At 63.0% G+C, this 16,182-nt stretch carries 15 protein-coding genes; 3 read left to right on the forward strand and 12 right to left on the reverse strand.

Annotated features, from left to right (window positions below; all coding sequences use genetic code 11):
• Positions 1-35 precede the first annotated feature (35 nt).
• The 4 genes from NTD82_RS27955 to NTD82_RS27970 all read right to left on the reverse strand — a co-directional run bounded on the left by NTD82_RS27955 (position 36) and on the right by NTD82_RS27970 (position 4,388).
• On the reverse strand, positions 36-2,480 hold the full coding sequence (locus tag NTD82_RS27955) for a TonB-dependent siderophore receptor (protein WP_262131062.1): 2,445 nt from the start codon (positions 2,478-2,480) through the stop codon (positions 36-38).
• 99 nt (positions 2,481-2,579) lie between these two features.
• Positions 2,580-3,533: a FecR family protein gene (locus NTD82_RS27960; protein ID WP_262131063.1), complete on the reverse strand. Its 954-nt coding sequence runs from the start codon at positions 3,531-3,533 to the stop codon at positions 2,580-2,582.
• A gap of 3 nt (positions 3,534-3,536) precedes the next feature.
• Complete coding sequence (locus NTD82_RS27965; protein WP_095155282.1) at positions 3,537-4,049, reverse strand: RNA polymerase sigma factor; 513 nt, start codon at positions 4,047-4,049, stop codon at positions 3,537-3,539.
• Between the two features lie 177 nt (positions 4,050-4,226).
• Positions 4,227-4,388, reverse strand: a complete 162-nt coding sequence (locus tag NTD82_RS27970) for a DUF2986 domain-containing protein (protein ID WP_095155281.1) — start codon at positions 4,386-4,388, stop codon at positions 4,227-4,229.
• Between the two features lie 151 nt (positions 4,389-4,539).
• Here NTD82_RS27970 and NTD82_RS27975 point away from each other — a divergent pair, with 151 nt between their 5' ends.
• From NTD82_RS27975 to guaD, 3 genes are all read left to right on the forward strand, one after another.
• Positions 4,540-5,040 carry a hypothetical protein gene (locus NTD82_RS27975; RefSeq protein WP_262131064.1) on the forward strand — a complete coding sequence of 167 codons (501 nt, stop codon included), beginning with the start codon at positions 4,540-4,542 and terminating at the stop codon, positions 5,038-5,040.
• A 320-nt stretch (positions 5,041-5,360) separates the two neighbouring features.
• Positions 5,361-6,644 carry an MFS transporter gene (locus tag NTD82_RS27980; protein ID WP_159985248.1) on the forward strand — a complete coding sequence of 428 codons (1,284 nt, stop codon included), beginning with the start codon at positions 5,361-5,363 and terminating at the stop codon, positions 6,642-6,644.
• Between the two features lie 34 nt (positions 6,645-6,678).
• Positions 6,679-8,025 (forward strand): guanine deaminase, encoded by a 1,347-nt coding sequence (gene guaD / locus NTD82_RS27985; RefSeq protein WP_262131065.1) that lies wholly within the window; start codon positions 6,679-6,681, stop codon positions 8,023-8,025.
• A gap of 71 nt (positions 8,026-8,096) precedes the next feature.
• Here the strand turns inward: guaD and NTD82_RS27990 are convergent, their stop codons facing one another.
• The 8 genes from NTD82_RS27990 to NTD82_RS28025 all read right to left on the reverse strand — a co-directional run bounded on the left by NTD82_RS27990 (position 8,097) and on the right by NTD82_RS28025 (position 16,171).
• Positions 8,097-10,610 (reverse strand): TonB-dependent siderophore receptor, encoded by a 2,514-nt coding sequence (locus NTD82_RS27990; protein WP_262131066.1) that lies wholly within the window; start codon positions 10,608-10,610, stop codon positions 8,097-8,099.
• A gap of 75 nt (positions 10,611-10,685) precedes the next feature.
• The gene (locus NTD82_RS27995; RefSeq protein WP_262131067.1) at positions 10,686-11,627 is read right to left on the reverse strand and encodes a FecR domain-containing protein; all 942 of its coding nucleotides are present in this window, start codon (positions 11,625-11,627) and stop codon (positions 10,686-10,688) included.
• A complete protein-coding gene (locus tag NTD82_RS28000) occupies positions 11,627-12,130 on the reverse strand; it encodes a sigma-70 family RNA polymerase sigma factor (protein ID WP_095155275.1) in 504 nt (167 codons plus the stop codon). The genes NTD82_RS27995 and NTD82_RS28000 overlap by 1 nt, the downstream gene beginning before the upstream one ends.
• Before the next feature lie 113 nt (positions 12,131-12,243).
• Complete coding sequence (locus NTD82_RS28005; RefSeq protein ID WP_262131068.1) at positions 12,244-13,065, reverse strand: hypothetical protein; 822 nt, start codon at positions 13,063-13,065, stop codon at positions 12,244-12,246.
• Between the two features lie 80 nt (positions 13,066-13,145).
• Positions 13,146-13,982 (reverse strand): SDR family oxidoreductase, encoded by an 837-nt coding sequence (locus NTD82_RS28010; RefSeq protein ID WP_262131069.1) that lies wholly within the window; start codon positions 13,980-13,982, stop codon positions 13,146-13,148.
• Positions 13,983-13,989: 7 nt separating this feature from the next.
• Positions 13,990-14,472 carry a cupin domain-containing protein gene (locus NTD82_RS28015; RefSeq protein ID WP_262131070.1) on the reverse strand — a complete coding sequence of 161 codons (483 nt, stop codon included), beginning with the start codon at positions 14,470-14,472 and terminating at the stop codon, positions 13,990-13,992.
• 152 nt (positions 14,473-14,624) lie between these two features.
• On the reverse strand, positions 14,625-15,305 hold the full coding sequence (locus NTD82_RS28020) for a phytanoyl-CoA dioxygenase family protein (RefSeq protein ID WP_262131071.1): 681 nt from the start codon (positions 15,303-15,305) through the stop codon (positions 14,625-14,627).
• Between the two features lie 146 nt (positions 15,306-15,451).
• Complete coding sequence (locus tag NTD82_RS28025) at positions 15,452-16,171, reverse strand: Crp/Fnr family transcriptional regulator (RefSeq protein ID WP_262131072.1); 720 nt, start codon at positions 16,169-16,171, stop codon at positions 15,452-15,454.
• Between the last annotated feature and the right edge of the window lie 11 nt (positions 16,172-16,182).

The following is a 16,182-nucleotide window of genomic DNA, read 5'->3' on the forward strand; positions in this document are numbered from 1 at the left end:
CCGCCGGCGGGCGTCCCGTGTGTTGACGCCGCGCCTCAGAAGGTCGGCGTGTAGGTCAGGGTGAACATCACGTTGCGCGGGTCGCCGAAGTAGTTGTTGCCGGCCAGCGTCCCGTACGACGGAATCACGTAGTCCTTGTCGAACAGGTTGTTCAGGTTGGCCGCCACGCTGACCTGATCGCTGACCTTGTAGGCCACCCGCGCGCTCCAGATGGAAAAGCCGCTGGCTTCATAGGAACGGTCGAAGCCCAGGGTCCGGCTCTGGCTGTTGACGCCGCCACCGACGCTGATGCGTTCCAGGTCACCCGGCAACTGGTAGTCGGCCCACACCCGCAGCATGTGCTTGGGGGTGAAGGTGCTGAACGTCTTGCCCTTGAGTTCCGGGTCGTCCATGAAGCGGGTGGTGTTGTAGGTGTAGCCGCTGGACAGTTGCAGGCCCGGCAGCACCTCGCCGTTCACTTCCAGTTCGATCCCCTGGCTGCGCACCTTGCCGCTGGCCATCGAGCAGTACCAGCCATCGCACTCGAAACCACTGTCCAGGTCGGCGACCGCACGGTTTTCATGCAGGTAGCGGAACACCGCCAGCGAGGTGTTCAGGCGGCCGTCCATCAACTCGCCCTTGATACCGATTTCATAGTTGGTGCCGGTGATCGGTTTCAGCGGCGCCTGGTTGAGGCCGCGTTCGCTTTGCGGAATGAACACGTCGGCGTAACTGGCATAGGCCGACCACTGCTCGTTGAGGGCGTACACCAGGCCGGCGAACGGGGTGACCTTGCCGGTGCTCTGGGCGGTGGAGTGCACCGGATCGCCGTCGATTTCGCGCTGGAAGTAGTTGTCCGCGTCGTAGCTCATTTCATACCAGCTCGCCCGGCTGCCCAGCACCAGGGTCAGCGGCTCCAGCAGGTTGATCCGGTAGCTGGCGTAGATGCCTTTCTGGCGCACGTCGTATTGGCTGGTGGTCAGGTTGGCGCGGTCGGCGATGCCGTTGTAGGTCTGGTACGGGCGGTCATGGTCGACGTTGGTGATGTCCACGCCGGGGGTGAAGGCGCGGGCGTAGCCATCGTCGGTGGTGTATTTCGAATAGTTGGCCCCCAGCACCAGGCTCTGTTTGAAGCCCAGCCCTTCGAACTGGCCATCGACGTACATGTCCAGGCCCAGGTTGTGGTTGCTGAAGTCGGTGCCGTAGTCGGCATAGATCGGTTTCGGGCCTGGCCCCGCGGCGCCGGTGATGAACTGGTACACCGCTTCGTTGGATTCGAACATGCCGAGGGCCGAGGCCTTGAAGCGCCAGGCGTCGTTGAAGCGGTGCTCGAGGTCGAGGTAGACGGCGGTCTGGTCGCTGCTGGCGCGGTTCCAGTTGGCGCCGACATAGGTCGAACGGCCGACGTCCAGGCGGCTGCCATCGCGGTTGCGCGGCAGGCCGATCATGTAGGGCTGGTAGTGGGTCTTCTTGTTGCTCGCGCCCACACCCAGGGTGGTGTCGCTGCTGAGGTCGAAGTCCAGCGCGGCGTAGACGGTCTGTTCCCAGTTCCACAGCGAGTCGGTGAAGGAGTTGCCCTTCTGGTAGTCGACCACCGCGCGGCCGCGGACCGTCCCTTCATCGTTGAGCGCGCTGCCGGCGTCGACCTGCATGCCGTAGCGGTCCCAGCTCCCGGCCTTGGTGGTCAGGGTCACGGTCGGCTCGGCCTGCGGTCGCTTGCGCACCATGTTGATCGCGCCGCCCGGGTTATTCGCGCCTTGCAGCAGGCTGGCGGCACCGCGCATGACTTCCATGCGGTCGTAGATCGACATGTTCTCGCTGATGTAGCTGCCCAGCGAATAGACGTTACGCGGCACCGGCACGCCGTCGTACTGGATGCTCTCGATGTCGAAGCCACGGGAGAAAATGAACAGGCCCGAGCCCGGCGACTTGATCGCGCTCACGCCGGTGGTGTTTTCCAGCGCCTGCTTGAGGTTGACGATGTTCTGGTCGTCCATGCGCTTGCGCGTCAGCACGCTGACCGACTGCGGGATGTCCTTCAACTTCTGCGCGCTCTTGCCCAGGGTGACCGCGCCGGTGGTGTAGGAACCACTGCCTTCGGTGGTGGTGCCCAGTTGCTCGGAATTGATGCGGGTCACGCCCAGCTCCATGGCCGAGCCCTCTTGCGTGGCTTCGGTGATCAGCAGGGTGTCACCGCTCAGCGCCGCGCTCAGGCCGCTGCCGGCGAGCAGGCGTTGCACGCCCTGGGCGACGCTGTAATGGCCGTTCAAGCCCGGACTGTTGCGCCCGGCCAGCAATTCGCTGTTGACGATCAGGCGCAGGCCGCTCTGGTCGCTGAAGCGCGTCAGCGCCTGGCCGAGAGGGCCGGCCGGAATCGCAAAGGCGCGGGTCGCGCTTTGTGCGGCATCGGCCGCCAGTGTCTGGGTGCTCACGGCAAACGCCAGGCCGCAGGCCGTACTCATCGCCAGGCCGAGCGCGGCACGTTTGAAGGATTGTTGCATGTCTCTCCCCGCTGAAATCAGCTAATTAAAAATCACTCTCAAATGGGAAAGACGCTGAACATTTCAAACCTGACAGTGCCGCGTGAAAAATTTTTCGGGTTATCGCGTTTTGCGCTGCTCGTCCGCCTCCACCACCGTCAGCCACGGCAATTTGCGGATGCGGATCGGCAGCGACTGTTGCAGCAAGGCCAGTTGCGCGTCGAGGTCACGGGTTTCGAACAGGCCGGTGACCGGCAACTGGCGCAGCGCCGGATCGCGGATCCACAGCAGCCCTTTGTGATACCGCGACAGTTCGTCGAGCACCTCGCCTAGCGGCTGGCCGTCGAAGATCAGCCGGTCGCGACGCCAGGCGGTCAGGCTGTCAGCATCCACCTCGAGCGGTTTCGACACGCCATGGGCGTCATAACTGAGGGCCTGTCCGGCCTGCACCACGGTCTGCGTGCCGGCGCCCTGGCGGGTGACGCCCACGCTGTGTTCGGTGACCACAAGGCGCACCCGCGAACCGTCGCGGCGTACGTCGAAGCCGGTGCCGAGGGCGCGCAGCGTGCCGTCCGCGGCCTGTACTTCGAAGGGGCGCGAGGCGTCGGCCGCAACCTGCACGAACAGCTCGCCGGCGTACAGGCGCAGCGTGCGGCGGTTGCCTTCGATCTGGATGTCGACACGGGTTTGCGGGGCCAGGTGCAGCTGCGAGCCATCGCTCAACTGCAACTCGCGGCGCTCGCCCGCGCCGGTGCGCTGGTCGGCCAGCCAGCCGTCTTCGCGCACCTGCCATGCAGCGCCGCTGGCCAGGCCGAGCGCCAGCACCAGGCCCAGGACGGGACCGGCGCGGCGCCGAGGCGCCGGGCGTTGCAGCGCACTGCCCAGGCGTTCCCACAGCCGTTCGGCGGCAAGCGACGCGGCCTGATGCTGCTCGGAGCGTTCGCACCAGCGCTGGTAGTTTGCCCAATCGCCGTCGTCGGCCGTGCCGCTGTGCAGGTCCACCAGCCATTGCAGCGCTTCATCGGTCAGGCCGGGCAGGGGACAGTCGAGGTCTTTCGCGCGGATCGCGGCCATCGCTCAGTCCTCCAGCAGCTCAAGACTGCGGACGCAATGCCGCAACGCACGCATGATGTATTTGCTGACCATGCTCGGGGAAACCTCCAGGCGTTCGGCAATCGCCTGGTGGCTCAGGCCCTCGATGCGGTTGAGCAGCAGCGCGGTGCGGCAATTCTCCGGCAGTTCGCTCAGGGCCAGGTGCAGGCACTGCAATTGCTGGCGCAACTCGAACAGCCGTTCGGGGCCGGGACGCGGGTCGAGCAACTCGTCCTGCACCTCCGAGAGTTCAACGGGCGAGCCCTGGCGTTTACGCCCGCGGGCCAGGTCGATGATCAGGTTGCCGAGCACCCGGATCAGGAAGAAGCGCGGGTTCAGGATGCCGTCGGTTTGTTGCTGCTGGCCGAGGCCGGCGTAGCGCACGAAGGTGTCCTGGGTGAGGTCGGCCGCCAACTCGCGATCGCCCAGACGGCGATAGGCGATGTTCTGCAAGTCGCGGTGATAAAGGCGAAACAACCGGTCCAGATCGTCAGCCAAGGCGAACCTCACGTGTTCAGAAGCCGGCAGGGCCCGGCGGGAAAGCGCGAAGAATATAGTGATTAAGAATCGTTCGCAAATCTACCTGCACCGCGAACTGCCGCCCCCGCCGTTTGGTGCAATACGGGGTTCGGGAGGGTCATATCCTGGATTGCAAGAGACTGGCGGGGCGGGTGCTCAGCTTTCGGGAGGAGGCGTGTCGTCCTGCGGGGATTGCGCGGCCAGTTTCAGTCGGTCAGCTTTGCTGATGTATTGAGGTTTGCTCTTGGGCGCCAGTTTGGCGCTGGCTTTTTTTGCATGCGCTTTTAAAAGCTGCTTGATCTTTTTACGACGGTTCATGTTTTTTCCACTTCATTCCTGGCAAGGCATGCCTGCCATGCTACCTGACAAGGACTGCGCCGTGGTTTTGGCAAAACACACAGCGGCCCGAAAAGAGAAAAGGGATAGATGTATTCACGGGTTTTTTCAGTTTTGCAATTAAGGAGTAGGTATGCCGGATGATCTCAGCCAGTTAGAGGCCGCCCAATGGTTTGCCTTGTTCGAGTTGGGCGATATGCCGCACGACAGCACGTTCTCCGTTGTGCTGAGCAACGAGCCTATCGAGTACTGGTTCTACAAGCGCAACAGTTTGCGGCCTGAAAGTGTGAAGCTCGAGCTGACCGTTCCTTCCTGGGGACACTGGCGTGTGCAACTTGAGCGTAATGACAGCCTCTATCTGGCCCAGTGGCGCTCGAACGATGATATGCGCATTGATTCAGCCCAACTGCGTTATCGAAAGCTCATAAAGTGGCCGCGCCTGGCGAGCATCATGGATTTTCCGCAGTGGGTCGAACGGCTGGAACAGAGCCTGGATGTGCGCTTTTTGCGCCACGCCAATATCGGTGCCCGCGGTGTTGAATCCTCGACGTTGGCGAATAACCCACACCTGCGCCATTGGTTGGCCCCTTGCGCGGAAACGTTTGGCTGGAACTGGAAAAAGCAGCCGCTTTGAACGTTGGAGTACCGCGCTCTGGTGCGCGCGGAAGTTGCTTGAATTGTCGTATGGCGAGATAAAAATCCATTTCCGTAGTGTGACCAGGTTCACAGTTGACCCCGCTGTTTGCACACTCAGCTTCTTTGCCCATAGTGCTTCGAGAATAGCGTTCGGACACAGAAATAATGACGTCCTGGCCGGCCATCTTTTTCCCTTACCTGATTCCTAGCGTCCCGCCTGGATATGACTATGCTCAAGGTTCTTCGGCAACAGGGGCATCTGAAACAGGCGCCCGTCCACCGCGTGGCATATCGAGCTACATAAGAAGGGGAACGGAGATGGCAGAAATAACAGGAAGCTCAGCCTCTGATACGCATGGCACAACAACGCTTGGCGGAGCGCGGGCATGGTGGGTGTGGTGTATCGCCGTTGCGTTCGTTATCTACTTGTTCAGCGTACAAACGGGTTATTCAATCGTTAACCCGGAGATCCAGCAAAGTCTGACACTTACCGTTACCCAGATCACCGCCATTGCCGCGACCTATACATGGGTGTTCGCCATTTGCCAGTTTTTCGGCGGGGCGTTGCTCGATCGTCTGGGCGCGCACAAGGTTTTACCGGTGTCGGTCGCGTTGGTGACCGTGGGTGTTTTCATCTTTGCCAACGCATCGTCCTATTCAATGCTGCTGTTGTCGCAGTTCGTCATGGCATTAGGTGCCTGCACGGGTTTTGTCGGGGCTGGCTACATTGGTGGGCAGTGGTTCGGCATGGCGAAGTTCGGCCTTATGTTCGGCCTGGTGCAATTCTGCGCGTCGCTGTCGTCGGCGTTTTCAGTTAATGCTCTGGAGTACGCATTAAGTGCCATGCAATGGCGCGCGTTATTCAACTATATCGGGGCGGGGGGCATTGTACTGACGGTGCTGGCCTTCATTTATTTGCGCAACCCTCAGCCCGTGCACAGTGAGGCTTCCGGTGGCGCCGGAAAGTTCGTGGGCTCGGTTGTAGCGGCACTGGTGGACGTCGCGAGAATCCCTCACGTGTGGGTCAGCGCGCTTATCTGTTCGGCGCTGTTTGGCAGTTTGCTGGCGGCCGGCGTGGTGTGGGCGCCCAAACTGATGGTGACCCTGGGCGCCAGTCCGGCTACGGCTGCGTTCAGTTCATCGTTGCTGTGGCTGGGCCTGGCTGTCGGCTGCCTGATATTGCCGGCCATGTCCGACAAAATGAAAAAGCGTAAACCGCTCATTATTGGCGGCACCCTGGTGCAACTGCTGTGCGCACTGGCGCTGCTGTACGTGCCCGGTATCCCCGTGCCAATCGCGATGGGCTTGAACTTCATTTTCGGCGTCGCAAACGCGGCGCACATGATTACCTTCAGCTCGGCCAGCGATGTGGTGCCGCCGCAACTGATCGGCACCTCGGCAGCCTTCGTCAATGGCCTGGCCTTCATTGCGGGCGGTTTCATGATTTCCTCACCCGGCTCGCGGGTGGTGTCCGGCGAAGCCTCGGGGCTGCTGCCGCAGACCACGGCGTTGGCCCAGTATGCGGGCGAGCCGATCCTCATTGCGCTCGGTATCGCCCTGGTCCTGTCGTTCGTTCTTCGCGAATCCTATCCCAAGGCCTGAGACATCGGCGCACCACTACATGGAGGGCACACGCATGGCTACCGTTTCAGCATTGCGAGGTGACGTTGTCACGTTCAAGGCAGACCCGTTTCTGAACTCGCCTGAAGACTGCATGGTGTACATACCCGACGCCGTGGTCGTGATCGAAGCCGGCAAGATCACTGACCTGGGGCCGGCCAGCGAGATGCTCGCCCGGCTGCCGCAGGGCGTAACACCGGTGCATTACCCTGACGCGATCATTTCGGCGGGCTTCATCGACACGCACATCCATTACCCGCAAACGGAAATGATCGGCGCCTTCGGCGAGCAGTTGCTGGAGTGGTTGAACAAATACACGTTCGTGGCCGAACAGAACTTCGCCGCGCAAGCGCACGCCGAGCACGTGGCCGGCGTGTTCCTGCGCGAGCTGCTGCGCTGCGGCACGACCACGGCGGTGGTCTACTGCACGGTGCACCCGCAATCGGTGGATGCATTTTTCGGTGAATCCCAGCGCTTCAACACGCGCATGATCGCCGGCAAGGTGCTGATGGACCGCAACGCCCCGCCAGCCCTGCTCGACACCGCCCAGCAGGGCTACGATGAAAGCACGCAACTGATCAAGCGCTGGCACAAGAAGGGCCGCCAGCACTATTGCATCACGCCGCGTTTCGCACCCACCAGTACGCAGGCGCAACTGGATGTATGCGGCACACTGGCGAGGGAACATCCCGATGCCTACATCCAGACCCACCTGTGCGAAAACCTCGATGAGATCAAATGGGTGCTGGAGCTGTTTCCAGAGCGCAAGAGTTACCTGGACGTCTACCAGAACGCGGGCATCGTGCGCGAGCGCTCGGTGTACGGGCATGGCGTACACCTGACCGAAGAGGATTTTTGTACCTGCCACCAGACCGGGGCGGCGCTTGCCCATTGCCCCACGTCAAACCTGTTCCTGGGCAGCGGCCTGTTCAAGTTGTTCGATGCGAAGAATCCGGCCCGGCCGGTTCGCGTCGGGCTGGGCACCGACGTGGGGGCGGGGACCAGCTTCAGCCAGCTCCAAACCCTGAACGAGGCCTACAAGGTTGCGCAACTCAACCAGACTCGCCTCAACGCCATTCAGGCTTTTTACCTGGCCACCCGCGGCAGCGCCGAGGCGCTGTACCTGGACCAGCAGATAGGCACCGTTGGCATAGGATTTGAAGCCGACCTGGTGATACTCGACAAGAAAGCGACACCGCTCATGGCGTTTCGCAGCCAGTTCAGCAAGGACATCAACGAAACGTTGTTCCTCCTCATGATCCTGGGCGACGACCGCGCCGTACGGGCCACCTACGTGGCGGGGCAGAAGGTGTACGACCGGGACGAGAGCGGGGAACAGTTCCGCTATGCGGTGGCCGAGTAGGGTTGCCGAGTCCCCACCCCCCGCAAACCCTCTGACACCGCGTCAGAGGGTTTGCCGCCCGACTGCCAGCCTCAGAAGTCGGCCTTGAGCGTCACCGTGTAGTTGCGCGGATCACCGTAGTGGTTGGCCGCGTATAGCCAGCCGATGGTGGAGTAGTACTTCTTGTCGAACAGGTTGTTGCCGTTCAGGGCGACGCTGAAGTTCTTGTTGATCTGGTAGGCGAGGCGGGCGTTCCAGATGGCGTAGCCCGCCTGTTCGATGTCGCCGACGCCGTCAGTCCCGCCGAAGTTGGAGTGGTAGTTGCGGCTCTGGATGCTGGCGCCACCTCCGACGGTCCACTGGTCCAGATCATCCGGCAACGTGTAGTCAGCCCAGAACCGCAGCATATGGCGCGGGGTGTAGCTGTTGAAGGTCGCACCCGACGCGGAGGTGCCATCGCCCGGGTCGTTGAGGTACTCGGTGGTGGTGTAGGTATAACCCGCGAAAAGTTGCAGGCCGGCCAGCACTTCACCGCTGATTTCCGCATCGAAACCTTCAGCGCGAACCTTGCCCCCGGACACATAGCAGTTGTCTTCGCCGTTCTGCCCGCACACGGAGTTGTAGTCGTACTGGGCGCGGTTTTTCTGATCGACGCGGAACACCGCGAAGCTGGTGTTGACGCGGCCGTCGAACAGTTCGCCTTTCAAACCTATCTCGTAGTTGGAGCCTTCAAGCGGTTTCAGCGCGGCGCTGTCTTCGCTCAGTTCCGTTTGCGGTTTGAAGATGTCGGCGTAGCTGACATAGGTCGACCACTGATCGTTCAGCGCGTAGATCAGCCCGCCATACGGCGTGAACTCGCCGCTTTCCCTGGCGTGGGCCGGGGTGGGTGAGCCGGTGTTGAAGCGGTGCAGTTCGTAGTCGTATTTGTAGTTGCTGGCCCGCCCGCCCAGGACCAGGGTCAGTGGCTCCGTCAACTTGTAGCGCACCACGCCATAAACACCGTTCTGGCTGATCTTGCCCCTGGAGGTGCCGGCATACGTGGTGCCCAGCAGTTGCTCCATGGTCGGTTTTTGTGGCGACACCGGATCGTAGAGGTTGATCGCACCGAGGTTGAGCAGGCCGCCCTGCAGGTCATCGGTCTTCAGGTCGCTGGCGTTGGCGCCCATCACCACTTCGTGTTCGAGGTCGAAGGCGCGCCATTTGCCGGTGAGGTTGATGTCAGCGCCTTTGTTGACGTTTTCGAAGTCGTAGAGGTAGGCGCGCGAGCGCATGCCGTCGCCGGTGGCCGGGTCGACGGAACCGCGGCCGAAGCTGTAGAGGATGTAGTTGGTTTCGCGGATGTAGCTGCCGGAGGCTTTCACGCGCCAGTCTTCGTTGAAGTCATGGGTGATATCGGCGAAGTAGGTGGTCTGCTTGTTGTCCCATTTGTTCCAGTCGGCACCGGTAAAGGTCGAGCGCCCCGCGTTCACGGCGCTGCCATCCTTGTTGCGCGGCAGGCCGCTGAAGAACGGCACGGCGTGCAGGTCTTCCACGCTCACACCCGCCGCTACGGTGGTGGCGTCGTCGAGGTCGTATTCGAGGATGCCGTAGAGAACGTTCTTGCGGCTTTCGGCGGTGTCGTAGAAGTAGTTCTGGTCTTCGTGGGCGGCCACAAAGCGGCCGCGCAACGCACCGTCGGCGCTGAGCGGGGCGCTGGCGTCAAGGGTCTGGCGATAGGTGTCCCAGGAGCCGGCGCTGGCGGTCACGGAGAGCGCGGCTTCGGCTTTCGGGCGTTTGCGCACCAGGTTGATGGCTGCGCCGGGGTTGCCGCTGCCTTGCAACAGGCCGTTGGCGCCACGCAGGACTTCGACGCGGTCATACAGCAGGGTGTCGGAGGTGAAGCTGCTGCCGATGGCGTAGTAGCGGCGATCGAGCGGGACGCCGTCGTACTGGATGGTCTCCACCTCGAAGCCGCGCGAGTAGATGTACTTGCCGCCGGACGGGCTCTGGAACGTGGTGACGCCAGTGGTTTTCTCCAGCACTTCATCCAGGGTGTCGAGGCGTTGGTCGTCCATGGCCTTGCGCGTCACCACGCTGACCGACTGCGGGATGTCCTTCAGACGGTGCGCGGACTTGCCGATGGTGACCGCGCTGGACGTGTAGCTACCGGAGTTCTCGGTGGTCGCATCGATTTGCCGACCGGTGATGCTCAACGGCTCCAGGTTCAAGGCCCCGGCCGGTGTGTTCAGCGGCGCAGGTTCCAGGCCATAGACGCCGTCCCCACGGCGTATGACTTGCAAACCGGTGCCGGCAAGCACCCGCAGGAATCCCTCTTCGATACCGTAGCGTCCTTCCAGGCCCGGGCTGGACAGGCCACGGGCCAGTTCAGGGGTGTACTGCAAGGTGATCCCGCCTTCGCTGGCGAACCGGGCCAGCACCTGAGCCAGGCTGCCGGAACCGATGCTGTAGGTTTGCGGCGCCTGAATCGGCGCCGCCCAGGCGTAGACCCCCAGCCCCTGCAAGGCGAGTGTCAGAGCGCTCAAGGCCAGCATCCGCCGATAGCGGGGCGCGCAGGGTTTATCGAGGGCTGGCACGGTCGGGCTGACCGGGGTGGAAGCGTGAATCATGGATAAGGTGTCCCTATGTATGTGGCAGTGTCATATCTAAGGACTGATGAACGGTGGGAAACGGGCCAAACATTTTCAACGGGCGGTGACGGTGACCCAATAGCGCGTCCGGTACTCGACATGCACCGGGAGCGTGGCGGGTAGCGCGGCGAGGATCTGGTCGGTCTTTTCAAGCTGGAATGCCCCGCTGATCGGCAGCCGCGCAACCTCTGGGGCGCACCGCAGCCAACCGTGGCGGTAACGCCCCAGCTCATTGAGGAACTCACTCAAGGGCATCTCTTCTGCGATCAACCGGCCACGGGTCCACAGGCTGTCCTGCTCGCGAGCCGCCGCTACCGCCCCCGACCCCTGACGACTGAAATCGACCTGCTGGCCCGCCTCGATGACCTGCTGCAGTCCATGGGCCGGTGTCACCCGCACCGCGCCTTCGAACACGGTCAATTGCGTACTGCCGTCACGCTGGCGGACCAGAAAGCGCGTACCCAGGGCCTCCATCAGGCCATCGTTGCTGGCAACGCGTAATGGTCGATGGCGAACACTGTGGGCATCGGCACCGCTGTCGACGAGGATCTCGCCGCGCAGCAGGCGGATCAGTCGTTGCTCCGGATCGAAGTTCACGTCCACGGCGCTGTTGGTGTTCAGGTTCAGAACGGTGCCGTCCGCCAGTTCCACCCGCCGGTGCTCGCCGACGGCGGTGGTGTGGGAAGCGGCTGGTACGACCTGTCGATAGCCCGCATAACCCAGCGGCGCGACGATGGCCAACACCAGCAGTTGTTTGAGCGTTTGCCGCCGCTCGCGGTTGAGCGTGCCCATCGCCAGGCGTTGTGGCAGCAGCCCCAATTGGGCTTGCACACGCTGCGCTTTCAGCCAGGCCCGTTCGTGCTCGGGGGCAGCGGCGCGCCAGCGGGCGCAGGCGTCGCGTTCTGCGGGGCTGACCTGTTCGTCGAGCATCAACATGTACCAACGGGCAGCTTGCCGGGCCACTTCCGGGCTGATGCGTGACCGGTTGGCGTGCATCAGAAATCGTCTTCGAAGAGGATGCAGGCTTCGACTGCGCTAGCCATGTGGCGCTTGACCGTGCGCTCGCCGATGCCCAGGCGCTGGGCGACCTGCACGTAGGTCAGACCCTCCAGTTGAACCAGCAGAAACACCGAACGCACGATCGGTTTGAGGGTATCGAGCAGGGCATCCAGTTGCTGCAGGGTTTCCTGCAGCGAAAAACGTTCTTCTTCGGAAAGGTCGAAGGCCTCGGGCAGTTGCGCGAGCAATTCCAGGTAGGCCCGTTCCAGCGATTGCCGACGAAAATGGTCATACACCAGACGCCGGCCCACAGTGGTCAGGTAGGCCCGGGGCCGTTGCAGGCTCAGGCTGGCGCCGGCCTTTTGTTGCGCCTGGAGAATCCGCAGGAAGGTGTCCTGTGCCAGATCGGCAGCCTGCGCCGAGCAGCCCAATCGACGGTACAACCACTGCTTGAGCCAGCCATTGTGCTCGGTATAGACCTGACTCAGATCATCGTTCATCACGGGTAAACCCTCCGGTGCGATGCGCGCACCATAAATGATAACGATTATCAGATCAATTCGAGGCGCAAGGCCTGACGCGGCACCTCAGCGGGCCCCGCGTCGGGCGTCAGTTACGGGTGCAGCGCCGAGTTCGCCATCAACGTGAACAGCCGCAGGTTCCTCGCCATCGGGTTCTCGATCGAGGCCGGGAAGGTCTGGAGCAGCATCGCGTTGTTGAAGCGGTCGAGGCTGGTGGTGGGGATGTACTTGCCCATTTCCGGATGGTCGTTGGTGCGGAATCGCAGCGGCTCGTGGGCGTCGGGCAGGGTGTAGGTCAAGCGCTTCGCCGTCCCGGCCTGGTCCATGACCAGCGTCCTGGTGGCCGCGTCATAGCTGGCGTTGCCCGCCTCGTGGGTCAGCAGGATCTTGTTGGTTTTCGGGTTGTACCACATCAGATGGACTTGCCCGCCGTGCAGGTAAACGAATTGCACGGCATCGGTCTCGCGGTCCACGACGCCACGGCTCAGGTACAGGCCGTCCACGGGCGTGAACAGCTCGATTTCCAGCAGGTCGGTGGCGGCGCCGGGTTCCTGGCCGAATTTTGCGTACAGGTCGCCCATGATGGCCTTGATCGGCACCCACAGAGAGGTTTCCAGTGTCTCGGCATCCAGTTTGACGATGCCGTCATGGGCGGTGGACAGGTCGATCGAATACGTGAGGGATTCCCGTGGCGGAATCGACGAGCAGTTCTCGCGGTGCTCGACGATGTAATCGTCCGCGCCTTCGTAACCACCCTGCGCCCACGCCTGGGCGAGGGCCTTGGCCGATGTTTCGTCCAGGCAGTTCATGATGCCTTCGACCTGTTCGATCGCGTCGATCGTGGTCACTTTGGCGGCTGCGGCGTTCATCGAGAGTGCTGCGAGCACGCTCAGCAGCATCAGTTTTTGCTTCATTGCAGGTGATTCCTGGAGGGTCGATCGCTAGGTATCGGCCACGGCTCAGCGGCCTTTAACCGGCGCCGGCAACCGCCGAATCATCCCGCCGCCAGATCGCCATACCAGTACGCCGCAGTAACACCGCCATCCATGAGGAAATCGCTGCCGGTGATGAACGTCCCTTCAGGCCCCATCAACAGCGCCGCTACAGCCGCCACTTCATCCGCTGTGCCGCCGCGCCCGGCGGCGCTGAGGGCGATCATGCGCCGGTAGCCTTCGCCGCGCGGGCCGTTCAGTTCGTCCCGGGCCAGCGGGGTGAAGATGATACCGGGGCTGATAGTGTTGACCCGTGCCCCGCGCTTGCCCCAGCGCACGGCTTCGGCCATCACCCGCAGCGAGTTGCCGCGTTTGGAGAGCTGATAGGCGTGCAACGGGTCGGTCACCGTGTCGGCCTGCAGCATCGGCAGTGCCAGTAGTTCCTCGACCGGTGTGGTCGCCAGCGCGGTGTTCTGTTCGGGCGTCAGGGCGGGCAGGCGATGGCCGGATTGCGAGGCGATCACGATTCCCGCGCCGCCCTCGGCGATCACATCGCCGAACAGTTCCAGCACCAGCGCGGTGCCGTACAGGTCGACGCGCAGGATGGTTGCCACCGGTGCTTGCGACGGTGAAACGCCGGCGGCGTGAATCACGCCGGTGATCTCACCGAGGGCGCTCGCCAGTTGAACCAGGGCTTGCACCGACTCCCGCGAGGCTACATCGACCACGGCGGTGGTCACCTCGAATCCGCCATCGAGCAACACCCTGGCCGCGGCGTCGGCGTTTTCCTGGCGCAGGTCGGCCAGCACGACGTGCCTGCCGGCGCTCACGCGGCGGGCAATTGCCAGACCGATCGAGCCGGCGCCGATAACGACTGTGACGGTGTTGGGCTTTTTCATGGACACCTCACTGCTCCGGGCGTTGGCCGTAATGGTCATCGCTGACCTGTTCCATCCACTCGACCACCTTGCCGTCGAGCACTTCGGCAATGGCGATATGGGTCATGGCGGTGGTCTCGGTTGCGCCGTGCCAGTGCTTGACGTTCGGCGGGATCCACACGGTGTCGCCGGGCCTGATGGCGCGTACGGGTTGGCCCAGTTGCTGGACCAGACCGGTGCCTGCGGTCACGATCAAGGTCTGGCCCAACGGATGGGTGTGCCAGGCGGTGCGGGCGCCGGGTTCGAAGGTCACGGTGGCGCCGCTGACCCGGGCGTTGTTTGTGCCCTTGAACGGCGCATCGACGCGAACGGTGCCGGTGAAGTAATCGGCGGGCCCCTTGGCCGACGGCTGCGAGCCGCTGGGTGTGACGGTGAGCACGGGTTTTTCCTCGGCGGTGACGTCGAGGGCGAGCAATGACAGCGATAACGCCATGGCGGCGAGGCGTTTCATGACGATCCCCCTGGGCATCTGGATTGATGGGTGCGGTGTGCACTTCGTCAATCTATCAGCGGGGGATTGGCGTGATTAGCCGGAGGAATCAGATAGGAGTGATGAGGGTTGTTCATGAGTGGGGTGGGGCTCTTCAAACTGAGCGCCCGATCTCACACCCCAAAAAATCCAAAATCCCCAGGCTCAAAACGATCACTGGTATCCATCGTTACACCGCGCAGCGCCGCCGTCTCCTGATGCATCGGGTACAACGGCTCGGCGAAATAGTTGATCAGCAGCGAACGGCGATTGGCACCGCTTACGTTCAGGCTGCCGGCATGCACCAGGTCGACATCGAACACCAGGATGTCCCCCGCGCTGCCTGAAAGTTGCACGGCGTCAGATTCGTCAGCGAAGTCGAAGGGTGCTTCTTCCGGCGCCGGGCGATGGCTGCCGGGGACGATACGGGTCGCGCCGTTGGCGGGGCCGTAGTCGTCGAGATAGACCATCGCCCCCACGGTGTCGCCCGGGCGCTGGGCCGAGAGGTCGCGGTGCAGCTTCTGCTGACCACCCCCGGCGAGCGGGGCGCGGCCTTCGACCTGGGCGAGGAAGAACCGCTCGCCGATCAACTCGCCCACCACCGCCAGCAACGCCGGCAGGCGGCACACCGCCTGAACCCGCGCGTCAGCGTCCAGTTGCGAATGGTGCCAGTCCGCGCCGCGTGGCACGGGCCACTGGTCCGAGGGTTTCACCCCGGCATCGAACACGGCACGCAGGGGCTCCAGCCAGTCGGCCGGGACCGCCTGGCGCAGCAGCAGATAACCCTGGCGATGAAGGTGCTCGCGGTCAGTCATGGTATTTCGATTCCCTTTTCGGCAACGCGTCCCTGGCGAACGGCGGCAGCCAGACTAAAGCATCGGACAGGCGTCAGCCATTGATCGAACGCAGTGTTGCGGCCTCCCGGCGGCAGGCGGCGGGCCGGTGCGCTTGAAAAGTCGCTTCAGGCCGGAGGCGAGTAGGGCAGCAGGCGCTCGGTTTCCTTTTTCACCACGGCGTAGCACTCGCAACTGAGCTGTTCCAGGCGGGCCCGGTCGAGCACGGTGATATTGCCCCGGCTGTACTCGATGACGCCCAGCCGTTGCAGCTTGCCGGCCGCGTCGGTCACGCCCTCGCGGCGGACGCCGAGCATGTTGGCGATCAGTTCCTGGGTCATGCACAACTGATTGCCCGGCAGGCGGTCCAGCGACAGCAACAGCCAGCGGCACAGTTGCTGGTCGATCGAGTGGTGGCGGTTGCACACCGCGGTCTGCGCCATCTGGGTGATCAGCGCCTGGGTGTAGCGCAGCATCAGCATCAGCAGTTCGCCATGGCGGTTGAATTCATCCTTGAGCCGCTGCCCCGGCAGGCGATAGGCGTGCCCGGCGCTTTGCACGATGGCGCGGCTGGGGGTGCTTTCGCCGCCCATGAACAGGGCAATGCCGACCAGCCCTTCATTGCCCACCACCGAGATTTCCGCCGAGGCGCCGTTCTCCATGACATACAGCAGCGACACGATCGAGTCGGTGGGGAAGTAGACATGCCGCAGGGTGTCGCCGGACTCGTAGATCGCCTTGCCCAGCGGCAGTTTGACGTGCTCCAGGTGCGGCTGCAGGCGCTCGAACGTCGGATCGGACAGCGCGGCCAGCAGGTGATTGTGCCGGGGTTCAGGTACGGGGCGCATGTTCGGTACCT

Source organism: Pseudomonas sp. 5P_5.1_Bac1 (assembly GCF_025466015.1).
In the GTDB taxonomy this organism is placed as follows: Bacteria; Pseudomonadota; Gammaproteobacteria; order Pseudomonadales; family Pseudomonadaceae; genus Aquipseudomonas.